General features: G+C 71.3%; 5 protein-coding genes and 1 pseudogene. 2 read left to right on the forward strand and 4 right to left on the reverse strand.

From position 1 onward, the window contains the following. On the forward strand, positions 1 to 807 hold an 807-nt coding region (locus ACJ73U_RS31400; RefSeq protein WP_407781353.1), incomplete at its 5' end, for an AMP-dependent synthetase/ligase. A gap of 66 nt (positions 808 to 873) precedes the next feature. On the opposite strand, the gene ACJ73U_RS31405 is transcribed toward ACJ73U_RS31400, so the two are convergent. From ACJ73U_RS31405 to ACJ73U_RS31415, 3 genes are read right to left on the reverse strand one after another with little or no spacing between them, the layout of a single operon-like run. Continuing rightward, positions 874 to 1,293 (reverse strand): flavin reductase family protein, encoded by a 420-nt coding sequence (locus ACJ73U_RS31405; RefSeq protein ID WP_407781354.1) that lies wholly within the window; start codon positions 1,291 to 1,293, stop codon positions 874 to 876. Continuing rightward, complete coding sequence (locus ACJ73U_RS31410) at positions 1,290 to 2,018, reverse strand: AMP-binding protein (protein WP_407781355.1); 729 nt, start codon at positions 2,016 to 2,018, stop codon at positions 1,290 to 1,292. The genes ACJ73U_RS31405 and ACJ73U_RS31410 overlap by 4 nt, the downstream gene beginning before the upstream one ends. Further along, positions 2,005 to 2,517: an SRPBCC family protein gene (locus ACJ73U_RS31415; protein ID WP_407781356.1), complete on the reverse strand. Its 513-nt coding sequence runs from the start codon at positions 2,515 to 2,517 to the stop codon at positions 2,005 to 2,007. Before ACJ73U_RS31415 ends, ACJ73U_RS31410 begins: the two co-directional genes overlap by 14 nt. Before the next feature lie 210 nt (positions 2,518 to 2,727). Between ACJ73U_RS31415 and ACJ73U_RS31420 the strand changes: the two genes are divergently transcribed. Then, complete coding sequence (locus ACJ73U_RS31420; protein WP_407781357.1) at positions 2,728 to 2,928, forward strand: hypothetical protein; 201 nt, start codon at positions 2,728 to 2,730, stop codon at positions 2,926 to 2,928. Here the strand turns inward: ACJ73U_RS31420 and ACJ73U_RS31425 are convergent. Then, a pseudogene (locus ACJ73U_RS31425) lies at positions 2,890 to 3,378 on the reverse strand (2-oxoacid:ferredoxin oxidoreductase subunit beta); the annotation flags it as partial. The gene ACJ73U_RS31420 and the pseudogene ACJ73U_RS31425 sit on opposite strands and share 39 nt — an antisense overlap.

Below are 3,378 nucleotides of genomic sequence, written 5' to 3' on the forward strand. Positions count from 1 at the left end.
GGTCTGGACCAGTGCACGGCCCCGGCGTCCGGCGCGTCGGCGATCGCGCCGGAGCTGCTGGAGTTCTTCTGGGGCCTGGGGATCCGCATCTACGAGGTGTGGGGCATGTCCGAGACGGGCGGCGCCACCACGGCGAACGCGCCGGGGCAGACGAAGCTCGGCACGGTCGGGCGGACCATGCAGGGCATGGAGGTCAGGCTGGCCGAGGACGGCGAGCTACTGACCCGCGGCCCGTCGGTCATGCGCGGCTACCGCAACGACCCGGAGAAGACGGCCCAGACCATCGACGCCGACGGGTGGCTGCACACGGGTGACATCGCGGAGATCGACTCCGGCGGTTACGTGAAGATCGTGGACCGCAAGAAGGAACTGATCATCAACGCGTCCGGCAAGAACATGTCGCCGTCGAACATCGAGAACGCGATCAAGGCGGCGACCTCGCTGGTCGGCCAGGTGGTCGCGATCGGCGACAACCGCCCGTACGTCGCGGCGATCGCGGTGCTCGACCCGGACGCGGCGGCGGCCTTCGCGCAGCAGCACGGGTTCGGCGGCGCGTCACCCGCGGAACTGGTGGCGCACCCGGAGATCCGCGCGGCGGTGCTCAGGGGTGTCAAGGAGGGCAACGAGCGGCTCGCCCGCGTCGAGCAGGTGAAGCGGATCCGGCTGCTGCCGGCGGCCTGGGAGCCGGGCGGCGACGAGCTGACCCCGACGATGAAGCTCCGCCGCAGGCCGATCAGCGAGAAGTACGCCCACGAGATCGACTCCCTGTTCGCGGACAACCCCGCCGAGGACGTCCTTCAACCCTGACGGAAACCCGCGGGATGCGGGGCCGTGCAAGCGGCCCCGAACGCCCCCGTTCGGGCAGACCCGGTGCTAGCTGGCCTGCCGCAGCAGCGGGGCCGGGTGGCTCCGGACCACCTTGGCCAGCAGTACGACCTTCTCGTCCACGGTCAGGACGTTGACCCGCCGGCACTCCAGCCGGGAGGCGACGTCGGCCAGCAGCGGCACGGCCTCGAAGCCGCATTCGACCCGGAGGCCGTGGGCCGACTGGGCCGTGTCGAAGTCCGTGGGGTGCCGCGCGAAGTGGTCGGCCAGGGCCTCCTGTTCGGGACCTAACACGTGGATGGCCAGGGCATCCGCCGTCGCGAAGGTGTCGCGGCCGGCCGCGTCCGGGGCGATGCTGATCGCGAGCAGCCGCTGTCCCGCCGAGACCGACAGCGACGCGACCGAGGTCGCCGGGCAGGCCCACCACCAGCCCTCGCGGTCGACCGTGGTCAGGACCGTGCTGGTCACGACGCTGCCTTCAGCAGGCCCTGCTCGGTGACCAGGTGGGTCGCGCTCGGCGCCAGCGAGCCGTCCCTGGACAGCAGCTGCGTCGCGCCGCCCAGGACGGCGGCGCAGAGCTGGGTCGCGTCGAACACCGGCGCCGAGTTCAGGACGACCGTGGCCGGGGTGAGGCCCACCGCCGCCGCGCGTGCCTTCAGGACGTGGTGGGTGACCAGGCCGGACATGATCGCGGCGGGTTCGCGTTCGTCGCGGTCGCGGGGTTCGACCAGCAGCGTGCCGGCCGTCGCCAGCTCGGCGCAGGTCAGCACGCCGGTCTCGGCCGGGGCGTCCAGCAGCAGCACGAGCTCCAGCTGGGCACCCAGCACCGGGCGCACCCGTTCGTACATCGCGCGGCCGAGGATCACCGCGCGGGCCCTGGTCACGGCCAGGAAGTCGGCGAGCTCGGCCGGCGGGAGGCGGGGGTCCACCGGGGCCGCGACGTTGCCACTGCGGATGATTCCGAAGAACGCGGTCGGGAAGTCCAGGCCCGGCAGCGCCGACACGGCGACCGTCAGGCCGTCGCCGCCCAGGGACTGCCGCAGGCCGAACGCCAGCCGGGACACCGCGCGGTCCAGCTCGGCGAACGTCACCGCGCTGGCGCCCGTGCGCAGCGCGGCGCGGTCCGGCCACGTCCGCGCGGCCACACTGGTCAGTACGTCGGCGGAACCGACCGGTAAGTCAGCGTGCGTCATGTGTGACCCCAATGTCCGAGTACGACTTCACCAGTTCGGGGATGCCGTCCGAGTCCACGGTCTGCCGCAGGGCCTCCAGCATCGACATGCTGCCGGCGGCGATCGTGCGTTCCACCGCGGCCGCGGTGACCGGGTCGTTGTCCACGACGCGGTAGTAGTGGTCGAGGGCCACCAGCGCGCCGCGGCCCTTCGGCACGACCACCCAGATGCCGCCCATCGTCGCGACCGGCGGGCGGACGTCGACCTGGCGGAAGCGGACCTGCATCCGCTTCGGGTTGAGCTCGCGCACCATGGTCAGGTCGGTCGTCGTGACGCCGTCCACCTGCTGCGCGAACCGCACGCGCTCGCAGACGCCGTCGAAACCGAGATGCTCGACCGCCAGCAGCGGGGCCAGCAGGGCCGGCCAGCGGTCGACGTTCGCCACGACCTCGAACACCCGCTTCGGGGGCGCGGCGACCCTTGTCGTGTGGCGAGCCGTCCAGATCCTCAGCTCTGTCATGTCATCCGCTCCCTCCGGCAGTTCCAGGCGCCAGGGTCTGCTCTGAGTTTCCTCACCCGCGCTGGAAGGCAGCTCGAAGGCTGCTCGACAGGTCATCCCTATCTTGGCGACTCGTGGTAAAGAGATCGCTACCGCGGGTTTTCGTGTCTGTTGCGAGCGCGACCCAAGGTAGGAGGCTGACCCTGGTGACCAGGCCGAAAGGAGGCGGGCATGGCGGAGACGGACGGGGTGCCGCGGCGCCTCATGCCGACAGTCGTGACGGCGATGGCGCTGGACGCGGGGCCGACCCCGCGCGTTCGGTTCCACGCACTGGTCGTGCGGGCGTACCGCGAGTGGGAGTCCGGGACGGGGGGTCCGGTGTGGCTGCGTTGCTCAGCCGACGGTCCAGGTGTCACTGCCGGCGAGGAGTGACCCCAGGTCCGCTGGTCGGGTCGCGGCGGCGACCTGGGCGCGGGCCTGGTCGTCGTAGGTCGGCCGGGACACGTTCCGGTAGATGCCGGTGACCGTGTGGGACAGGTCCTGCGTCGACAGCCGGGACAGCGCGAACGCGTAGGACGGGTCCTCGGTGCCGGCGTCGTGTATGACCACCCGGTCGGGGTCGTACGGCCCGACTTCCAGGCCGCCGGAGGCGCCGCGCAGTATCGCGAATTCGTTGTTGGGTCCGAAGCGGATGGGTTTGCCGTGGTGGAGGGGGATGAGTCGTTGTTCTTTGTCGCCGGGTTCTTTGAGGGTGTCGAAGGCGCCGTCGTTGAAGATGGGGCAGTTTTGGTAGATCTCGACGAACGAGGCGCCGCGGTGCGCCGCCGCCGCACGGAGCACCGAGGTGAGGTGCTTCCGGTCGGAGTCGATGGTGCGGGCGAC

The sequence above is a fragment of the Actinophytocola sp. genome, assembly GCF_045807065.1.
Lineage (GTDB): Bacteria > Actinomycetota > Actinomycetes > Mycobacteriales > Pseudonocardiaceae > Actinophytocola.

Coding starts and splice junctions, on each gene's coding strand:
- ACJ73U_RS31410 (WP_407781355.1), bottom strand. CDS start 2,018: ATGACGCACGCTGACTTACCGGTCGGTTCCGCCGACGTACTGACCAGT.
- ACJ73U_RS31415 (WP_407781356.1), bottom strand. CDS start 2,517: ATGACAGAGCTGAGGATCTGGACGGCTCGCCACACGACAAGGGTCGCC.
- ACJ73U_RS31420 (WP_407781357.1), top strand. CDS start 2,728: ATGGCGGAGACGGACGGGGTGCCGCGGCGCCTCATGCCGACAGTCGTG.